This is a genomic window from Actinomadura mexicana, assembly GCF_900188105.1.
GTDB lineage: Bacteria > Actinomycetota > Actinomycetes > Streptosporangiales > Streptosporangiaceae > Spirillospora > Spirillospora mexicana.
On sequence record NZ_FZNP01000001.1, the window covers coordinates 623,416 to 640,893 of the forward strand.

The window sequence follows — 17,478 nt, forward strand, 5'->3', positions numbered from 1 at the left end:
GATCATGAGCGAGCACTCCACCGCGAAGCCGGACACCGGCCGGGAGACGGCCGTCAGCCTCGACGAGGTCGCCGTCCGGTTCCGCACCCGCAAGCGCGACGTCACCGCCCTGCGCGAGGTGTCGCTGGACGTCCCGATGGGCGAGTTCGTCGCGATCGTCGGCCCGTCCGGCTGCGGCAAGTCCACGATGCTGAAGCTGGTCGCGGGCCTGCTGAAGCCCTCGACCGGGGACGTGCGGCTGCGCGGGGACACGGTCCGGGGACCGCGTCACGACATCGGCTACGTGTTCCAGCGGGCCGCGCTGCTGGAGTGGCGCAGCGCCCGCAAGAACATCCTGCTCCAGGCGGAGATGCGCAAGATGCCGTCCGACCAGGCGCGCAAGCGGACCGCCGAGCTGATCGAGATGACCGGCCTGAAGGGCTTCGAGGACGCGCTGCCGCACGAGCTGTCCGGCGGCATGCAGCAGCGGGTCGCGCTGTGCCGGGCGCTGCTGCACAAGCCGCCCGTCCTGCTGATGGACGAGCCGTTCGGCGCCCTCGACGCCCTCACCCGCGAGCAGCTCAACGTCGAGATGAACCGGATCTGGCGGGAGACGGGCACGACCGTCCTGCTGGTCACGCACTCCATCGCGGAGGCCGCCTACCTGGCGAACCGCGTCGTGGTGATGACCGACAGGCCCGGGTCGATCGCCGAGATCATCGACGTCGACATGCCCGCGGAGCGCGACTACGCCGCCACGATGGCCCGCCCGGAGTTCGCCCGGGTCACGGGCCGCGTCCGGGGACTTCTCGGCGCGGGCGGCGCGGCCGACTGACCGGCGCGCCGAGAGGGCGCGCCGCACAGGACACACGACAGGCTAGGAAGGAACGGGATGGCACGCAGGTCCATCGGGATCGTCATGAACGGCGTCACCGGCCGGATGGGGTACCGCCAGCATCTACTGCGCTCGATCCTCGCGATCAGGGAGCAGGGCGGGGTCCGCACGGCCGAGGGCACCGTGCTGTGGCCGGAGCCGGTGCTGGTGGGGCGCAGCGAGACCAAGCTGCGCGAACTGGCCGAACGGCACGGGCTGACGGCGTGGACGACCGACCTGGCCGAGGCGCTGGCGCGTCCGGGCATCGACATCTACTTCGACGCCCAGGTCACCGGCGCGCGGGTCGAGGCGATCCGGGCGGCGGTGGCCGCCGGCAAGCACATCTACACCGAGAAGCCCCTCGCCGAAGACCTCGACGAGGCGCTCGCCCTGGCCCGCCTGGCCGGCGAGGCCGGAGTCAAGCACGGCGTGGTGCAGGACAAGCTGTTCCTGCCGGGGCTGCTGAAGCTCAAGCGGCTGGTCGACGGCGGGTTCTTCGGCCGGATCCTGTCGGTGCGCGGCGAGTTCGGCTACTGGGTGTTCGAGGGCGACTGGCAGGAGGCCCAGCGGCCCAGCTGGAACTACCGCGCCGAGGACGGCGGCGGCATCATCCTGGACATGTTCTGCCACTGGCGGTACGTGCTGGACGGGGTGATCGCGCCGGTGCGGTCGGTGCAGGCGCTCGGCGCGACGCACATCGGCGAGCGGGTGGACGAGCACGGCAAGCCCTACGAGGCCACCGCCGACGACGCCGCCTACGGGATCTTCGAGCTGGAGGGCGGGATCGTCGCCCAGATCAACTCCTCGTGGGCCACCCGGGTGTTCCGCGACGAGCTGGTGGAGTTCCAGGTGGACGGCACCGAAGGCTCGGCGGTCGCGGGACTGCGGCGGTGCCGCGTCCAGCACCGCACGATGACGCCGAAGCCGGTGTGGAACCCCGACCTGCCCGCCACCGAGGACTTCCGCTCCCAGTGGCAGGAGATCCCCGACAACACCGAGTTCGACAACGGGTTCAAGACCCAGTGGGAGATGTTCCTGCGCCACGTCGCCGACGACGGCCCCTTCCCCTGGGACTTCTACGCCGGAGCACGCGGCGTCCAGCTCGCCGAGCTTGGCCTCCGGGCGTGGCGGGAGGGCCGCCGCCTCGACGTCCCGGAGCTGACGCCGTGAAGATCGATCTGCCCGGGGCGCCCGGCTACGCGATGAGCGAGCCGCGCACCCACGAGCCGCCCGCCGGGCCCGCCACCTCGCGCGTCGCGTACGCGGCCGCGCACGTGGTGGCGGGGGACGAGTCGCTGGACTGGGACGCGACGCTGGCGTTCCGCCGGCACCTGTGGTCCTACGGGCTGGGCGTCGCCGAGGCGATGGACACCGCCCAGCGCGGCATGGGCCTGGACTGGACGACGACCCGCGAGCTCATCGTGCGGAGCGGTGAGGAAGCGCTTTCAGCAGGAGGCCGGATCGTCTGCGGAGCGGGCACCGACCAGCTGCCCGCCGGGCCCGCGACGCTGGAGGAGATCGCCGCCGCCTACGAGGAGCAGCTCGCCGTCATCGAGTCCGTCGGCGCGGTGCCGGTGCTGATGGCGAGCCGGCACCTCGCCGCCGCGGCGAGCGGCCCGGAGGACTACGCCGCCGTGTACGGACGGCTGCTGGCCCAGGTCGGGCGGCCGGTCGTGCTGCACTGGCTGGGCCCGATGTTCGACCCGGCGCTGGAGGGCTACTGGGGCTCGTCCGACCTGGACGCGGCGTCCGGCGCGCTGCTCGCCCTGATCGGCGAGCACGCGTCCCGGATCGACGGGGTGAAGATCTCGCTGCTCGACGCGGGGCGGGAGGTCGACCTGCGCCGCCGGCTGCCGCCCGGGGTCCGGCTCTACACCGGGGACGACTTCAACTATCCGGAGCTGATCCGGGGCGACTCCGAGGGGCACAGCGACGCGCTGCTCGGCGTCTTCGACCCCATCGCGCCCGCCGCCGCGGCGGCCCTGCACGCGCTGGACGACGGCGACACCGCGTCCTACGAGGAGATCTTCGGCCCCACGGTGCCGCTGGCCCGGCACCTCTTCGAGACCCCCACCTACTACTACAAGACGGGTGTGGTGTTCCTGGCCTGGCTGACCGGCCACCAGCGGCATTTCCGGATGGTCGGCGGGCTGGAGACCGCGCGTTCGGTGCCGCACATGGCCGGCCTCTTCCAGCTCGCCGACGCCGCCGGCCTCTTCCCCGACCCCGACCTCGCGGCGCACCGGATGCGCGCCTGGCTGACCGTCCAGGGAGCCGCGTGATGGAGGGAGCCGCGTGAGGAGGTTCAGCCTCAACCAGTGGACGACCCGGCACTGGCCCCTGGCGGAGCTGGCCGCCGGCTGCGCGTCCGCCGGGGTCACGGGCGTCGGGCTGTGGCGTGAGCCCGTCGCCGATTACGGCCTGGCCCGCACCGGCAGGCTCATGCGCGACCACGGACTGGCGGTCACGTCCCTGTGCCGGGGCGGCTTCTTCCAGGAGCCGGACGCGCTGGAGAACAACCGCCGCGCCGTCGAGGAGGCGGCCGCGCTGGGCGCGCCCGCCCTGTGCCTGGTCAGCGGCGGCCTTCCGGACGGGTCCCGCGACCTGGACGGGGCGCGCTCGCGCGTCGCCGACGTGCTGGCCGAGCTCGCGCCCTACGCGGGCGAGCACGGCGTCCAGCTCGCGATCGAGCCGCTGCACCCGATGTTCTGCTCGGACCGCTGCGTCGTCTCCACCCTCGGGCAGGCGCTCGACCTCGCGGCGCCCTTCCCGTCCTCCCAGGTGGGCGTCATGGTCGACACCTATCACCTGTGGTGGGACCCGGCGGTGTGGGACGGCATCGCCCGCGCCGGCGCCGAGGGGCGGATCTCGCTGTTCCAGGTGGCCGACTGGGTCACGCCGCTGCCCGAGGGCGTCCTCACCGGACGCGGCATGCTCGGCGACGGGCGCGTCGAGCTGCGCCGCTTCCGCGAGGCCGTGGACGCCACCGGCTACACCGGCCCGATCGAGGTGGAGATCTTCAACGACGCGCTGTGGGCCATGCCGGGCCCCGAGGCCCTCGCCCTGACGATGGCCCGCTACGAGGAGCACGTCGCGTGACGTCCGCCCCGGCGCGCCCGCGCACGTCCGGATCCGGCGGCGGCCGGACGTGGCGGGCGGCGTCCGGGGCGTGGCTCGGGATCGGCACGGCGCCGGGCGCGCTCGTCCTCGGGGCGCAGGTCGGCGGGCGGCACGGCGGCGCGCTGCCCGTGCCGGTCCTGGTGGTCGGCGGGGCCGTCATGGCCGCGCTGCTCGCCGCGCAGGGACGGCTCGGCCTGCGGGAGCCCGCGGGGGAGAACGCCGGCATGGCCGACCTCGCGCCCCGCTACCTGGCCCCGGTCGCCGAGCGCGCCTTCACCGCGCTGCTCGCGGTGGCGATGGCCGGCTGGTTCGGGTTCAACGTCGGCCTCGGCGGGGCGGCCGCCGCGGCGCTCGGCGGCGTCCCGGACGCGGTCGGCGTCGCGGTGCTGACGGTCCCCACGGTCGCGGTGCTGGTCGCGGGCGGCGGGCGCTGGAACGCCGTCGCGGTCGCCACCACCCTCACCGCGGTCGCCCTGATCGGCATCGTCGCGGTGAAGCTCGCGCCGCCCGCGTCGCCCGTCTCGCTCGCGCGGGACGGGCCGCCCGGCGTCCTCGCCGCGGATCTCGCCGGGTACATCGGGTACGTGTCGGTGTTCGCCGTGCGGGCCCCCGACTTCACCGTCGGCCTGCGCGGCCGCCGCGACCTCGCGGCCTGCGTCGCGCTGCTGGTCGTCCCCGCCCTGGCGGCCTCCGTCGTCGGCGCCGGGGTCGCGGCGGCCAGCGGCTCCACCGACGTGGTCGCCGTCCTCGCCGGCCCGGACGGGCTGCCGGCCGCCAACCTGTTCGTCGCCGCGTCGGTCATAGCGCCGACCCTCGCCGCCGTCCATTCCGGCGCCCTGGCCGCCAATCGCTTCCTCCCCCGCCCACCCGACACCGCCCGCGCGAGCGACGAAGTCCCCAGAGGCGGCGCCCTCCCCGCGGGCGGCACCCACTCCGCCGAGAAGGCGAGCCGGGCGGCCGGGCGGGGGCGGGTGGACGGGCGGCGGGTCGTAGCGGTGCTGGCGATCGCGGTGCCCGGTGCGGTGCTCGCGGCGCTGCGGGTCGACCGGATGCTGCTCGACTGGCTGACGGTGCTGGCGGCGGCGCTGCCGGCACTGGTTCCGCCGATGGCGGCGGAGTTCGGGCGGAGGCGGCGCGGGCGCGCCGGACGGCCCGTGGCGACGTGGATCTGGGCGCCCGGTGCCGCGGTGGCCGTGGCCCTGACCCTGGCCGGGCATGCCGCCGCCGCCCCCGTCGGTCTCGTCGTCTCCACGGTCGCGACGCTGGTCCACGCGTGGTTCCGCCGCGAGCGGTCGTGACGTGATGTCCACATCCGGCTGGCCCGAAATTGATCCTTGACGTCGGGCGAAGCCGGTCGTACCTTCTGGAAAGCGCTTCCAGAAAGCGCTTTCCTGCCACCGATCCCCACCCTAGGACGGCTGGAATGCGAAGAAAGCTCAGCTGGTGTCTCCTCACGATCGCGGCGCTGCTGCTGCCGCTGCTCAGCGTCCCGCCTGCGGCGCAGGCCCGGGACGACGCCCCGATCCTCGACCCGATCCCCGAAGACCCCGCCCCGTCCGGCCTCGGCCTCGTCCTCCAGGAGGTCGCGCAGCTGCCGAAGTCGACGCCGACGGGCACCCCCACCGACCCGCGGCTGCTGCGGTGGAACCGCATCAACCACGTCGGTGAACTCCCCGACCACTCGGGCCGCCTGTACGTGCCCGACCTGAACGGCAACCTGTACCTGCTCGACAAGAAGACCCGCACCCCGCACGTCTACCTGGACGTCGCCGCCACGTTCGCGCCCGACTTCTTCTCCCAGGCCGGACTCGGGCAGGGCTTCGGGTTCGTCGCGTTCCACCCCGACTTCCGCAAGAACGGGAAGTTCTACACGACGCACGTCGAGGCGGGTAACGCGCTCAAGACCAAGACGCCCGACCTCACCCCCCAGCCGAAGACCGGCTACCACGGCGTCGTCGACGAGTGGACGGCCACGAACCCCAAGGCCGACACCTTCGCCGGGACGCACCGCGAGATCCTGCGCATCGGGTTCGCCGGGCGCATCCACAACCTCCAGCAGATCGACTTCAACCCGAACGCCCGCCCCGGTGACGCCGACTACGGCAAGCTCTACCTGTCGGTCGGCGACGGCGGCAACGGCAACGTCGGCGACAACGGCGGCGACCCGCAGAACCTCGGCGTCCCGCAGGGCAAGATCCTGCGGATCGACCCGGCCGGGAACAACAGCGCCAACGGCAAGTACGGCGTACCGGCCGACAACCCGTTCGCCGGGCAGGCCGGCAGGCTCGGCGAGATCTACGCCTACGGCATGCGCGACCCGCACCGGTTCAGCTGGGACACCGGCGGCGCCCACCGCCTGTTCCTCGCGCACATCGGCGAGCACGAGATCGAGTCGATCCACGAGCTCTACCCGGGCGCGAACATCGGGTGGAGCGAGCGGGAGGGCGCGTTCACGTTCCGCAAGGACGACCGCTGCCACCTGTACCCGCTGCCGGCCGACGACGCCAAGTACGACTACGAGTACCCGCTCGCGGCCTACGACCACGATCCGCCCGCCGACTGGAACTGCAGCAGCGACGTCGGCCACGCCATCTCCGGCGGCTACGTCTACCGGGGCGCGAAGCTGCCCGCCCTGCGCGGCAAGTACCTGTTCACCGACATCGTGGACGGCCGGCTCATGTACACCGAAGAGTCGGAGATGAAGCACGACGCGACCGGCACGAACCGCGCCCAGATCTACGAGCTGGCGGCCTACGACACCTCCGGCAAGCCCGTCACGATGCGGGAGCTGGCCGGTGACCAGCGCGTCGACCTGCGGTACGGGTCGGACGGCAAGGGCGAGCCCTACCTGCTCGCCAAGGCCAACGGCAAGATCTGGAAGGTCGTCGGGACCAGGCGGGTCGCGTCCGGCACGGCGGGCCCGGCCCGCGTCGGGAACGCGATGAACGCCGCGAACTGGACGCCCGTCACGCCGTCCAAGTGGCAGTTCCCGGGCGACCAGGTGATCCTGGCCGAGGCCGGCGAGCAGCGTCCGGGCCCCCGCCGCCCGTTCGAGTACGCGGTGCTGAACAAGGGCCCCGTGCTCACCTCGACGCGGATCGACGCGAAGGTGCGGCTCGACACGCCGGTGTCGGTCAGCAACCGGGACGTGATCGTCGTCTTCGGCTACCAGGACGACACGCACTACTACTACGCCCACCTGTCCAGCGACAACACCATCTACCCGCACAACGGGATCTTCCTGGTGAACGGCGCCGACCGGCTGCGCATCGACCAGCAGTGGAACGCCAACCGGTCGCACGGCGCCCCGCCGGCCATCACCGACGAGGCGTGGCACCGCGTCCGGGTGGACCACCGGGCGGACACCGGCGAGACCGCCGTGTACGTGGACGGGTCGTCCCGGCCGGTCTTCACGGCCGTCGACAAGACCCTCGGCTCCGGCCGGGTGGGCTTCGGCTCGTTCGACAACATCGGCCGGCTCCGCGACCTGACGGTCCGCGGAACCCCGGCGAAGTAACGGCCTCCTCCGGGCGGGCGCCGCGACCCGGCGCCCGCCCGGAGGGCTCCAAGGAGTCGACATGATGATTCGCCGCGGCACCGCCGCACTCACCACCGCGCTGCTGGGCGCCTCCCTCTGCGTCGCCGCAGCCCCGGCCCACGCCTCGACCGGCGGCGTCTTCCCGCCCCTGAAGAAGAACCTGATCTCCTACTACGACTTCGAGCACCCCGTCCCGGGCGACCCGTCCCGCGAGGCCGACCGCGGACGCTCCGGAACCGCGATCGACCTGATCAACGGCGGCGCGGCCATGCGGGTCCGGGACGGCGCGCGGCGGCACGCCGTCCAGCTCGGGCAGGTCGCCCCGTCCGCGAAGGGCAACGACGACTGGAAGGCGGGCGTCTACTCCGCGCCCGGCGTCCCGTCCCTGCACGCGTTCAGCTCCGCCAAGGGCGCGACCCTCGCGGGCTGGATCAAGATGACCGGCACGAACCCGAGCCCCAACACCGAGACGTCCAACCCGAGCGACGTCTACAACGCGATCGGCCTGTCCGGCCTGCTCACGGGCGACTCCGACGGCCACGCCGTGCGCGCCCTGCTGGAGATCATCGAGGTTTCCGGCACCCTGCACGTCGTCGCGCTGGGCCGCCGCGTGGACGGTTCGAAGTCCCAGACGTTCGCGGCGAGCGAGGACTGGCAGAGCATCCTCCCCCGGAACACCTGGGTGCACCTCGCCGCGACGTTCGACTACGACACCGGCGCGATGGCGCTCTACAAGGACGGCGAGCCGCTGGACGGCTTCTACACCACGGCCGGGGACCCGTGGGGCCTCGAAGGCGCCCCCGAGCCCGACGTCACGTCCGCCTCCGACCCCCGCGGCATCAAGATCGGCGGCAGCTACCCGCAGAACACCGCGGAGAAGAACCCCTGCAACTGCCGCATGGACGGCCTGATGTTCCTCGACCGCCCCCTCACCCCGAAGGAAGCGGCCATCCAGTACAAGTTCGCGAACCGCTGACCCCCACCGCCGGCGCCCCCGGGCGCCGGCGGTCCTCCCCATCAGTTGCGACCAGGGCCGGGTGATGACCCGGCCCTTTTCACGTACGTAGGCGGGCCGTGTAGAGGGCGGTGTCCGTGGCGGCCAGGAGGGTGCCGTCGGGGGCAAGAGCCAGGTCGTTGGCGGGGGCCGGGAGCCTGATGCGATGGGACGGGGCCGGGGCGGCGGCGTTCCAGGCGACGAGGGCGTCGGGGGCGTCCTGGAGGGCGGCGGCCACCAGGAGGTGACCGTCGACCAGGGCGGCGGCCACCTGGTCGCAGGGGGCCGGTGTGGACAGGGTCGCGAGGCGGTCGCCGTCCAGGCCGTGCACGCCCAGGCCCTCCGGGGCCGGGCAGAGGAGGACGAGGCCGTCCGGGGACGGGGTGAGGGTCGCGGTGCCGGGCGGCCCTGCGGCGGCCTCCTCGCCGCGTTCGAGATCGAGGAGCGTGACCGTGGAGTCGCCGGTCAGGCCGGCGAGGGCGCCCGTCGCGGGCGTCGCGTGCAGGAGCCTGCGGCCGATGGCGCTGTGGTGGCCGAGCCAGAGGTGGAAGCCGGCGAGGCGGTCGCCCGTGAGTGCGTCCCACACGGCGACCTCGGCGTCGTTCGCGGGTCCGAAGACGGCGACGACCGCGCCGCGGCCGTGGTGGACGGTGAGGCCGATCAGGTCGGGGTGGGCGTCCAGGGTGAGTTCGCCGCCCGTGCCGAGGTCGTGGACGTGGAGGCGGTCGCGGTGCGTCCAGGCGACGGTCGGCGACCCGGCGAGGAGGCCGAACGCCCAGTCGGCCCGGTCGGCGGGGAAGTCGGGGATCGGCGGGCCGAGCGGCGCGCCGGCCGCCAGGTCCCACGCCTGGCCGGTGTTCACGCCCTGCCCGACCCGGGAGGTGAACGCCAGCGACGGGCGCTCGGCGGTGGCGGCGACGCCGTCGAAGGACCCTCGCGCCAACGGGTCCGCCAGCACGCTTTCCGGCATGCGTCGGAGCGTAGGCCACGCGGCGGAGATCGTTCCGGACAGTCGCGAAATCGGTCGGGTCAAGCCCGTGTCAACCGCGGGCGGCGCGCAGGCGCGCGGCGACGTCCTCCGGCGGTACGTCGTTGATCCAGGCGGCCATGCCCGACTCCGAGCCCGCCAGGTACTTGACCTTGTCGGCGGCGCGCCGGATCGAGAACAGCTCCAGGTGCAGCCGGAGCAGGTCGCGGCCCTCGCCGACCGGCGCCTGGTGCCAGCCCGCGACGTAGGGCAGCGGGGCGCCGTAGAGGGCGTCGCAGCGGCGCAGGAGGTCGCGGTAGAGGACGGCCAGCTCGTCGCGCTCCCCCGCGTCGAGGGCGGCCAGGTCGGGGACGTGGCGGTGCGCCATCAGGTGCACCTCGACCGGCCAGCGGGCGGCGGCGGGGACGTAGGCCGTCCAGTGCTCGCCGGACAGCACGACGCGGCTGCCGGCGCGCTCGGCCTTCAGGACGTCGCCGAACAGGTCCGGGGTCGCGGCGGCCGACGCCAGCATCCGCTCGGTGCGGGGGGTGCGGAACGGGTAGGCGTAGATCTGGCCGTGCGGGTGGTGCAGGGTCACGCCGATCTCGACGCCGCGGTTCTCGAACGCGAAGACCTGCGCGACGCCGGGGATCGCCGACAGTTCGGCGGTGCGGTCGGCCCACGCGTCGACGACCGTCCGGACGCGGGAGACGGGCAGCAGCGCCATCGAGGTGGAGTGGTCGTCGGTGAAGCAGACGACCTCGCAGCGCCCGGCGCCGCGGAACCGTTCCACACCGTCGATCGAGGGCGGCACCGGCGGGGTGCGGGCGTCGAAGGACGGGAAGCGGTTCTCGAACACGGCGACGTCGTAGGACGGGTCCGGGATCTCCGAGGCGGGGCCGCCGGGGCACAGCGGGCACCGGTCGGCGGGCGGCAGGAACGTCCGCGTGTTGCGGTGCCCGGTGATCGTGACGTGGTCGCCGGTCAGCGGGTCGCGGCGGACCTCGCAGACCGGCTCGACCGGCGGCAGGCCGCGCGGGTCGGCGACGGGCTCCCGGCCGGGGGCCTCGTCGTAGTAGACGATCTCCCGGCCGTCCGAGAGCCGCGCGCGTGTCCGGTTCATCTCGACTTCATCCCGTCCGGCAGCCTACAGCGCCGGGGCGTCCGCCCGCGCCGCCTCCTCGTGCACCGCCAGCAGGTACCTGACCAGCGTCGTCAGCACGTCCTTGCCGGACGTGCGCTCCCGGACGTCGCACATCACGACCGGGGTGCCCTCGCTGAGGTCGAGCGCCTCCCGGATCTCCGAGGGCGTGTAGTCGTAGCCGTCGTCGAAGCGGTTCACGGCGATGACGAACGGCAGGCCCCGGTTCTCGAAGTAGTCGACGGCGGGGAAGCTGTCGGAGAGGCGGCGGGTGTCGGCGAGCACGACGGCACCGAGCGCCCCGAAGGACAGCTCGTCCCACATGAACCAGAACCGGTCCTGGCCGGGCGTGCCGAACAGGTACAGCACGAGGCCCTCGCGGATCGTGATGCGCCCGAAGTCCATCGCGACCGTGGTGGTGGTCTTCTGCTCGACGCCCTCGGTGTCGTCGACACCGACGCCCCGGTCGGTGAGCAGCTCCTCGGTCTGCAGCGGGCGGATCTCGCTGACGGAGCCGACGAGCGTGGTCTTGCCGGCGCCGAAGCCCCCGGCGACGAGGATCTTCACCGCGACCGGCGTCGCCGGGCCGACCCCCTCCTGGGGGGAAGGCCCCGCGCTCCCTCCGGCGGCCGCACCGGCGTTCTCAGAGGGCTTGGAGACCATGGAGCACTTCCCTCAGCAGACGTTCCTTGGAGAGCGCGCTCTCCTGTTGGGGACGGGTGGCGGTGATGAGCCGGTGGTGGAGCAGATCGCCGAGCAGCACCCGCACGACGACCAGCGGCAGCCGCATCCGCGCCGCGACCTCGGCCACCGGCTGCGGTTGCAGGCACATCTCCAGGATGTCGAGATGCTCGGGACCGATGCCGGGCGATCCCGACCGGGGCCGCGCCGCGGTCGAGATTATCGTGATCATGTCGAAGGCCTCGCCGGTCGCGGGCCTGGCGCGCCCGCGGGTGAGCGCGTACGACCGCACGATCGGGCCGGCCTCGTCATCGAGCCATTCGCTGCCAGGACCGGTCATGGTCCGTCACGATTCCTCGGTGTCGAAGGACTCGGCGCGTCCGCGCCGGGTGCCCTGCTGGATGGACGACATCATCGACCGCAGCTGCTCGGGCGACCGGTCGGCGCGGGCGGCGGGCGCGGGGCCGGCCGGCGCGATGTTCTCCTCGCGCAGCTGGGAGGCCATGTTCTCCTGCCGGACCCGCTTCGGCAGCGAGGGCCGGTCGCCGCCGGCCGACTTGCCCGGGGGACGGCGCCGCACCTCGCGGGGCGAGCGCGGCACGCCCGGCGGGGGCGGCGGCGCCGACGCGGGCTCGGGCGGGGGGTCGCCCCACGGCGACGGGGCCGGCCGGGGCGTCGGCGACGGGCCCTGGATCGGCTCCTCGAACACCGGGATGGGCCCGGTCAGCGCGTCCGGCTCTGAGGGCGGCTCTCCAGGCGGAGGCACGGCGGCGGCCGGGGGGATGAACGGGCGGACGGGCTGCGCGGGCGGGGCGAGCGGCTCCTGCGGCGGGGGCGGCGCGGCAGACGTCGCCGCGTGCCGTCCGGACGGCAGGTGCAGCACGGACCCGCCCTCGTCCAGCACCGGCTGCGGGCCGCTGCGGACGCTGGCGCCGCTCACGACCGTGCCGACGGGGACGAGCGCGTCCTCGGCGCGGCGGGTGGTGAGGGCGGGCGCGCTCCGCACCGGTTCGCCCTCGTCGGGGACGACGAGCTCCTCGGGCAGCAGCACGATCGCGGTCATGCCGCCGTAGGGGGACGTCCGCAGGGTGACCTTGATGCCGTGCCGGCGGGCCAGCCGGCCGACGACGAACAGGCCGAGCTGCGCGCTGTCGGACAGGTCGAACTCGGCGGCGGTGGCGAGCCGCTCGTTGGCGGCGGCGAGGCTGGGCTCGTCCATGCTGAGGCCGCGGTCCTCGACCTCCAGCGTGAAGCCGTGCGAGACGGCCTGCCCCTGCACCTGGACGGTCGTGTGCGGCGGCGAGAACGTCGCGGCGTTCTCGATCAGCTCGGCGAGCAGGTGGATAACGTCGGCGACGGCCGGGCCGACGATCGCGGCGCGGGTCATCGGGGCGACGTTGACGCGGGTGTAGTCCTCGACCTCGGACGCGGCGGCGCGGGCGACGTCCACGATCGCGACGGGGCTGCGCCAGCCGCGGCCGGGCGCCTGCCCGGACAGGATGATCAGGCCCTCGGCGTGCCGGCGCATGCGGGTGGCGAGGTGGTCGACCCGGAACAGGTCCTCCAGGTCGTCGGGGGTCTCGATGCGCCGCTCCATCGAGTCCAGCAGCTTGAGCTGGCGGTGCAGCAGCGTCTGGCTGCGGCGGGCGAGGTTGACGAACACGTCGCTGACGTTGCGGCGAAGCGTCGCCTCCTCGACGGCGCTCTGGATCGCGGTGCGGCGGGCGGCGTTGAACGCCTCGCCGACCTGGTCGATCTCGCGGGTCCCGAACGCCAGCGGCGGCGCCTCGGCGGCCACGTCGACCTCCTCGCCGCGGCGCAGCCGGCGGATCACGCCGGGCAGCCGGACGTCGGCCAGGTCGATCGCCTCGCGGCGCAGCCGGCGCAGCTCGCGGATGACGGACCGGGCGACCCAGATCGCCAGGACGAGGGTGGCGACGACCGCGACCAGCCCGAGCGCGCCCGCGAGGACGACGCGGGTGATGATGCCCTCGGAGATCGGCTGGGCGCGCTTCTCGGCGCCCGCCGACACCGACAGTTCGAGGCCGCGCAGCCGGGTGAGGTTGGAGTCGGCGGTGGTCTTCCACAGCGCGCCGGCGGCGCCGGTGGCGTTGACCAGCCGGGGCGAGGCGACGAAGCGGTCCTCCAGCACGCGGAGCCGGCCGTACTCGGGCATGCCGACGATGCGCTCGTAGTAGGACTGGTCGGGCGAGCGCAGCTCGGCCGCCGTGTAGGTGTAGAGGGTGCGCTGCGTGCCGACGAGCTTGACGTACTGGGCGTGCTCGCCGGGCGTGATCCTGCCGGCGGCGAGCGCGCCCGCCAGCAGCGCGTCCTCCTGCGCGAGGACCTCGCGGGCCCGGGTCAGCGACGCCTCGTTGCGGGCGTCCTTGGCGACCTCGGAGTTGTCCAGCGTGGCGAGCGAGCCCTGCAGCGCGCCCACGTCGCCGAGCAGGGCGGTGTAGTCGGCGAACGCGCGGGCCCGGTCCAGGCGGCCGGCGTCGATGGCGCGGCGCCGGCCCTCCAGCCCGTCCAGCTCGGTGAGGATCTTGCCGGCGATGCTCCGGGCGTCCTTCGGAGCGGCGCCGGTGACGGCGTCGGACCCGGCGAGCCTGCGGAACAGGTCGGCCTGCCGGTCGGTGACCAGGCGGCCGGACTCCATCGCGGCGCGGTCGCCCTCGGCGCGGCCGCCGAGGTACACCATCGACAGCCGCCGCTCGGCCTGCAGGGCGCTGCCGAGCGCGCCCGACGGGTAGCCGTAGTGGTCCTGGACGGTCTTGACGTGGCGGAGGTTGAGTCCCTCGCCGAGCGCGATGCTCGCGGCGAACGCCCAGAGCACGCCGAGGGAGACCACCGAGACGGTGACCATCAGGACGACCTTGAAACGGATGGAGCGGAAACGCGCGGCCTTGGGAGCCCGCCGGTGTCCGGCGGACGAGTCCGTTGTGCGGCCTCGATTTGGCACTGCGGCTGAACCTTCACTCGATCGGACGGCTGACATCGACTGGTCGGACGGCGGGTATCGATTGCGTGCGGAGCGGCTCACGCGGAACGCAGGAGAGCCTAGGACGGTCCGCCGCCATGTGTCGACAGTTTCCAGTTCATCACGTTTTGTGGCGACGGACAGCCCAAAATACCCCTACGATGCCTCAGCGTGATGGCTCGTACCCCAGAAGCGACGACGACCGCGCGCCGACCGGCCCGCGCCCGCCGGACCCTCCTCGCCGCCGGGGCGCTGGTCGCGGCGGCGCTGACCGGCGCCTGCAGCGGCGACTCCGGCGGGACCGCGGCGCCGCCCGACGTCCCGATGCTGCAGGAACTCGGCACCCCGGAGGGCCGGCTCGACCTGGTCGCCTGGGCCGGGTACGCCGAGAACGGCACGAACGACCCGAAGGTCGACTGGGTCACGCCGTTCACCAAGGCGACCGGCTGCAAGGTGCACACGAAGGTCGCCGACACCTCCGACTCGATGGTCGCACTCATGAAGACCGGGCGGTACGACGGCGTGTCGGCGTCCGGCGACGCGAGCCTGCGGCTCGTCTACGGCGGGACGGTCGCGCCCGTCAACACCGGTCTGATCAGCAGTTGGGAGGACATCGCCAAGTACCTGAAGAACCAGCCGTACAACTCCGCCGGCGGGCGGATGTACGGCGTCCCGCACGGCTACGGCGCCAACATGCTGATGTACCGGACGGACAAGATCACGCAGCGTCCGACGTCGTGGAGCGTGGTGTGGGACAAGCAGTCCCCCGCCGCCGGGCACGTCGTCGCCTACGACTCCCCCATCTACATCGCGGACGCCGCGCTCTACCTCAAGGCGCACCGCCCCGACCTGAAGATCACCGACGTCTACGAGCTGGACGACGAGCAGTTCGACGCCGCGGTGAACCTGCTCAAGCAGCAGCGCCCGAACGTCAACCAGTACTGGGCGAACTACCTGGACGAACTCCAGTCGTTCAAGAGCGGCTACAACTACGCCGGCACCGCCTGGCAGGTGACCGCGAACCTGGCCATGACGGACAAGGCGCCGGTCGCCACGACGATCCCGGACGAGGGCGCGACCGGCTGGTCCGACACCTGGATGATCTCCTCGAAGGCCCAGCATCCGACCTGCATGTACAAGTGGATGAACTGGATCACCATGCCCAAGGTGCAGGCGGAGGTCGCGCAGTGGTTCGGTGAGGCGCCCGCCAACCCGAAGGCGTGCAGGTACACCGCCAAGGGCTTCTGCTCGACCTACCACGTCGGCGACCCGGAGTTCTACAAGCGCCTGGCGTTCTGGAAAACCCCGGTGAAGAACTGCGGGGACGACCGCGGCAACGAATGCGTGGACTACTCCCGCTGGGCCCAGGCCTGGACGCAGATCAAGGGCTGACCCCCGCCTGACCTGCGCCGCAGGCCGTTGACGCGGCCACCTCCCCCGGCCGATGCACGAGCCGCCACCCGCGATCGACGGTGAAGTCGACCGGCTGCGGGCGGACTTCCCGCACCACGGGTGTGTAAAGCCGGGGGAAGGGGAACGCGGCGAAGGGTCAAGCCCGCGTCAGAATTGGAAAACGCACCGCTGACGACCGGGCCGGACGCCCTGGACCCGCACCCCCTCCGGCCGCGCCCTCCCGGGCCGACCACCGGCCGCGCCCGGTCCGGGGCCGGCGCCGAGTTCACGACCGCCGCACGTCCAGGCGGCGGCGCGTCAGGGCCAGCGGTACTCGGCGCCCTTGGACGGGACGTGGTGGGGCAGGTAGCACTTCGTGGTGACGTGCTCGTCCTTGCAGTCGAGGCACAGGTAGGTGCGGTGGCCGCGCAGCCCGCGGCCCCGTTCGTCGCAGGGCGGGCAGACGCACGGCGACCAGCCGACGATGACCCGGCCCGGGTCGAGCCGGTGCCCGGCGGGGCACAGGAACGGGACGTGTTCGGGAGCGTGCACGGCTCGCACCCTACTCGAACATGTGATCGATCGAGAAGCGGGCTCCCTCGCACGGCAGGGCCGGGGACGGGCGTACGGCCCGTGGTCGCGGACGGTCAGCGGTCGCGACCGTGGACGGCCAGTGGTCGCAGAACGGTCAGCGGTCGCGGACGGGTCAGCGGTCGCGGACGGTCAGTGGTCGCGGACGGTCATCAGGCGGGCGAGCGCCCGCAGTTCGGCGTCGGCGCACGGGGTGGCGCCGGCGGCGTCGAGGTCGGCGAGGGCGTCGGTGAGGAGTTCGTCGGCGTGGGCGGCGGCCCAGGCGCGGCCGCCCGCCGCGTCGACGAGGCCGGCGGCGAGGACCACCTCCTCGTCGGTGAGCGGAGCGTCGCGCAGGTAGAGGGTGGCGAGGTCGCTCCCCGCGGCGCTGCCGGAGGTGAGGGCCGCGACGACGGGCAGCGACTTCTTGCGGCGGCGCAGGTCGGCGTGGACGGGCTTGCCGGTGACCGCCGTCTCGCCCCAGATGCCGAGCAGGTCGTCGACGAGCTGGAAGGCCAGGCCGAGGCGCTCGCCGAAGGCGCGCAGGCGCGACACCTGCCCGGCGGTGCCGCCGCCGTACACGGCGCCGAGCGCGCACGAGGCGCCGATCAGCGCGCCGGTCTTGCCCGCGGCCATGGCCAGGCACTCGTCGAGCGTGACGTCGGCGCGCTCCTCGAACGCCAGGTCGGCGCGCTGGCCCTCGACCAGTTCCAGGACGGCCCGGGCGAGGATGCGCACGCCGCGGGCGACCACCGCGGAGGGCTCCTCGGCGAGGACCTCGTAGGCGGCGGCGAGGAGGGCGTCCCCGGACAGGATCGCGGCGTTGGCGCCGAACACCGCCCACGCGGTGGGGCGGTGCCGGCGGGTGAGGTCGCCGTCCATCACGTCGTCGTGCATGAGGGAGAAGTTGTGCGCAAGCTCGACCGCCGCGGCGGCCGGCAGGGCGGCCTGGACCGTCCCGCCGACCGCCTCCGCGGCCAGCAGCGTGAGAGCGGGCCGGATCGCCTTGCCGCCCGCCCCGGCGGCGGGGCGGCCGCGCTCGTCGCGCCAGCCGAAGTGGAATCCCGCGGTGGAGCGCGACGCGTCCGGCATGGCCTCGACCACGTGACGCAGCGCGGGGTCGAGCAGGCGGCGGCTCCAGGTGAGCACCTCCGCCGCCGTCCGGGGGCGGTGCTGCGGCCCCGTCCGGTGGTCGCAGCCGATCACGGCCGGGTCGTCTCTCCAGGCGGGCATGGCGGGGTC

The 17,478-nt window shown here is 73.6% G+C and carries 15 protein-coding genes; 8 read left to right on the forward strand and 7 right to left on the reverse strand.

Translation table 11 applies throughout. The annotated features are described in order from the left end of the window. The first annotated feature begins 4 nt into the window (after positions 1 to 4). The 7 genes from CHC11_RS02625 to CHC11_RS02655 all read left to right on the forward strand — a co-directional run bounded on the left by CHC11_RS02625 (position 5) and on the right by CHC11_RS02655 (position 8,487). Positions 5 to 814, forward strand: coding sequence for an ABC transporter ATP-binding protein (locus tag CHC11_RS02625; protein WP_245918667.1), 810 nt, complete (start codon positions 5 to 7; stop codon positions 812 to 814). 57 nt (positions 815 to 871) lie between these two features. Next, positions 872 to 2,023, forward strand: coding sequence for a Gfo/Idh/MocA family protein (locus CHC11_RS02630; RefSeq protein ID WP_089309922.1), 1,152 nt, complete (start codon positions 872 to 874; stop codon positions 2,021 to 2,023). 32 nt (positions 2,024 to 2,055) lie between these two features. Next, positions 2,056 to 3,135, forward strand: coding sequence for a dihydrodipicolinate synthase family protein (locus tag CHC11_RS02635; RefSeq protein WP_089310285.1), 1,080 nt, complete (start codon positions 2,056 to 2,058; stop codon positions 3,133 to 3,135). Between the two features lie 13 nt (positions 3,136 to 3,148). Beyond that, positions 3,149 to 3,952 (forward strand): sugar phosphate isomerase/epimerase family protein, encoded by an 804-nt coding sequence (locus CHC11_RS02640; RefSeq protein WP_089309923.1) that lies wholly within the window; start codon positions 3,149 to 3,151, stop codon positions 3,950 to 3,952. After that, positions 3,949 to 5,271, forward strand: a complete 1,323-nt coding sequence (locus CHC11_RS02645; protein ID WP_089309924.1) for a hypothetical protein — start codon at positions 3,949 to 3,951, stop codon at positions 5,269 to 5,271. Before CHC11_RS02640 ends, CHC11_RS02645 begins: the two co-directional genes overlap by 4 nt. A 125-nt stretch (positions 5,272 to 5,396) precedes the next feature. Beyond that, positions 5,397 to 7,490, forward strand: coding sequence for a PQQ-dependent sugar dehydrogenase (locus CHC11_RS02650; RefSeq protein ID WP_089309925.1), 2,094 nt, complete (start codon positions 5,397 to 5,399; stop codon positions 7,488 to 7,490). Between the two features lie 61 nt (positions 7,491 to 7,551). Further along, the gene (locus tag CHC11_RS02655) at positions 7,552 to 8,487 is read left to right on the forward strand and encodes a LamG domain-containing protein (RefSeq protein ID WP_089309926.1); all 936 of its coding nucleotides are present in this window, start codon (positions 7,552 to 7,554) and stop codon (positions 8,485 to 8,487) included. A 79-nt stretch (positions 8,488 to 8,566) separates the two neighbouring features. Here CHC11_RS02655 and CHC11_RS02660 read toward each other — a convergent pair whose 3' ends face one another. The 5 genes from CHC11_RS02660 to CHC11_RS43260 all read right to left on the reverse strand — a co-directional run bounded on the left by CHC11_RS02660 (position 8,567) and on the right by CHC11_RS43260 (position 14,160). Then, the gene (locus CHC11_RS02660) at positions 8,567 to 9,475 is read right to left on the reverse strand and encodes a WD40 repeat domain-containing protein (RefSeq protein ID WP_089309927.1); all 909 of its coding nucleotides are present in this window, start codon (positions 9,473 to 9,475) and stop codon (positions 8,567 to 8,569) included. Between the two features lie 70 nt (positions 9,476 to 9,545). Then, entirely contained in the window at positions 9,546 to 10,595 is a 1,050-nt protein-coding gene (gene galT, locus CHC11_RS02665; protein WP_089309928.1) for a galactose-1-phosphate uridylyltransferase, read from the reverse strand. A gap of 24 nt (positions 10,596 to 10,619) precedes the next feature. Next, on the reverse strand, positions 10,620 to 11,276 hold the full coding sequence (locus CHC11_RS02670; protein WP_089309929.1) for a GTP-binding protein: 657 nt from the start codon (positions 11,274 to 11,276) through the stop codon (positions 10,620 to 10,622). Next, positions 11,257 to 11,634: a DUF742 domain-containing protein gene (locus tag CHC11_RS02675; protein ID WP_089309930.1), complete on the reverse strand. Its 378-nt coding sequence runs from the start codon at positions 11,632 to 11,634 to the stop codon at positions 11,257 to 11,259. Before CHC11_RS02675 ends, CHC11_RS02670 begins: the two co-directional genes overlap by 20 nt. Positions 11,635 to 11,640: 6 nt before the next feature. Next, the gene (locus tag CHC11_RS43260; RefSeq protein ID WP_179278648.1) at positions 11,641 to 14,160 is read right to left on the reverse strand and encodes a sensor histidine kinase; all 2,520 of its coding nucleotides are present in this window, start codon (positions 14,158 to 14,160) and stop codon (positions 11,641 to 11,643) included. Between the two features lie 288 nt (positions 14,161 to 14,448). Here CHC11_RS43260 and CHC11_RS02685 point away from each other — a divergent pair, with 288 nt between their 5' ends. After that, complete coding sequence (locus tag CHC11_RS02685) at positions 14,449 to 15,666, forward strand: ABC transporter substrate-binding protein (protein ID WP_089309932.1); 1,218 nt, start codon at positions 14,449 to 14,451, stop codon at positions 15,664 to 15,666. Between the two features lie 318 nt (positions 15,667 to 15,984). On the opposite strand, the gene CHC11_RS02690 is transcribed toward CHC11_RS02685, so the two are convergent. Together CHC11_RS02690 and CHC11_RS02695 are read right to left on the reverse strand one after the other, a co-directional pair. Further along, entirely contained in the window at positions 15,985 to 16,218 is a 234-nt protein-coding gene (locus CHC11_RS02690; protein ID WP_089309933.1) for a hypothetical protein, read from the reverse strand. Positions 16,219 to 16,389: 171 nt separating this feature from the next. After that, a complete protein-coding gene (locus CHC11_RS02695; protein ID WP_089309934.1) occupies positions 16,390 to 17,469 on the reverse strand; it encodes a family 2 encapsulin nanocompartment cargo protein polyprenyl transferase in 1,080 nt (359 codons plus the stop codon). Between the last annotated feature and the right edge of the window lie 9 nt (positions 17,470 to 17,478).